This window comes from Stenotrophomonas sp. 2619 (assembly GCF_040548725.1).
GTDB lineage: Bacteria > Pseudomonadota > Gammaproteobacteria > Xanthomonadales > Xanthomonadaceae > Stenotrophomonas > Stenotrophomonas maltophilia_AP.
Genome location: NZ_JBEPSF010000036.1, coordinates 1 through 1883, shown reverse-complemented (window position 1 = coordinate 1883; position 1883 = coordinate 1). Strand labels below are relative to the sequence as shown.

Genomic DNA, 1883 nt, shown 5'->3' with positions numbered 1-1883 from the left:
CCCTCGCAGCAGGCACGCCTGATCCAGCTGCAGGGCCCGGCCCCAGGCCTGGTCGTGGAGCGCTTCGACGGCCAGGAATCGGTCTGCGGCAGTACCCGCTTCGAGATCGACTGCCTGTCCACCGATGCCTTCCTGGACATGGACCCGTGGCTGGAGCAGCCGCTGACCCTGCAGCTGCGGCAGGCCGACGGCGGCCTGCGCCAGTGGCACGGCCTGTGCACCGAGGTGGCCCAGCTGGGCAGCGACGGCGGCCTGGCCCGCTATCGGCTCACCCTGGAGCCGTGGACGGCCCTGCTGGAGCTGCGCCGCAACGCGGTGATCTTCCAGGACTTGGACACCCGCACCATCTGCGAGCAGATCTTCGGCGACTACCCGCAGGCGGTATTCCGCTTCGACGTGCAGTCCACCCTGCCCGCCCGCGCCATCACCACCCAGTACCGCGAGAGCGACTGGGACTTCGTGACCCGGCTGCTGGCCGAAGCCGGCCTGGCCTGGCGCATCGAGCAGACCCAGGGCGATACCGCCGCCCACACGCTGGTGGTGTTCGAGCCCGGCGCCGAGCTGACCGACCTGGGGGCGCAGCGCTTCCACCGCGCCGACGTGGCCGAAGCCCTCGATGGCATCACCGCATTTGCCGAGCAGCGCCAGCTGGTGCCCAACGCCAGCAGCGTGGCCAGCTGGCACAGCGAGCAGCTGCAGGCGGTGAGCGGCCAGAGCCAGGCCGAGGCCGGCGAGCTGCCGGCGCTGGAAGTCTATGTGCAGCCGCGGGCCGGCCGCTTCGGCAAGGGTGCCTCGGCCGACGATGAAGCCCAGGCCCGCCTGGATGCGCTTCGCGTACCGATGACCCTGTTCCAGGGCAGCGGCAGCGTGCGCGTGCTGGCCGCCGGCAACCGCTTCACCCTCACCCAGCACCCGCAGCACCAGGGCCAGACCTTCCAGCTGCTCGCGGTGGCGCATGTGGCCGTCAACAACCTGGGCCATGGCATCGTCGAATTGCTCGGCGAGTCTGCCCTGGAGAACGGCAGCTATCGCAACCGCTTCCTGGCCGCGCCCAGCGACGCCCCGATCCGCGCGTTGCCGCAGGACCGCCCGACCCTGCACGGCCCGCAGACCGCCCGCGTGGTGGGCGTGGCCGACAGCGTGGTCACGCCCAATCGCGAGCACCAGGTGCGCATCCAGTTCGGCTGGCAGCGCGGCACCGCGCCCAACCCGGGCGGGCTGACCGATACCGGCAGCAAGCTCACCGGGCATGCGCCGGGCGACCAGACCAGCGGCAGCTGGGTGCCGGTAGCCGAGTGGGTGGCCGGCCCCAACTGGGGCACGCATTTCCTGCCGCGCATCGGCAGCGAGGTGCTGGTGGAGTTCCTGCACGGGGACATCGACCAGCCGCGCATCACCGGCCAGCTCTACAACGGCGAGGTCGCCCCGCCCTTTGGCGGCGGCATCGACGAGAAGGCCCAGCACCCGGGCGTGCTCAGCGGCCTGCATACCCAGTCCCACGATGGCGGCGGCACCCAGCAGTGGGTGATCGACGACACCCCGGGGCAGCTGCGCACGCGGCTGCAGACCTCGCTGGCCGACAGCCGGCTGGAACTGGGCTACCTGATCGAACACGGCGACACCCGTCGCGGCGCGCTGCGCGGCCAGGGCTTCGAGCTGGCCACCCAGGGCTGGGGCAACGTGCACGCGGCCAAGGGCCTGCTGATTTCCACTACGGCGCGCAGCAATGGTGCCTCCACGGTGCTGGACAGCAACGAGGCCGTGGCCCAGCTCAAGGGCGCCGAACGCAGCCTGGAAGGCATGCACGACACTCTGCAGCAGCAGAACGTGCCGGCCCTGACGGCGCTGAAAAGCACCACCCAGCTGCGCGAGAAGATCGATCC

1 protein-coding gene is annotated in these 1883 nt (G+C 71.2%); it reads left to right on the top strand.

Annotated elements, in window-relative coordinates; all coding sequences use genetic code 11:
- Positions 1–1883, top strand: a 1883-nt coding sequence (locus ABIA71_RS20830; RefSeq protein WP_354287843.1) for a type VI secretion system Vgr family protein, incomplete at both ends; no start/stop codon positions are given.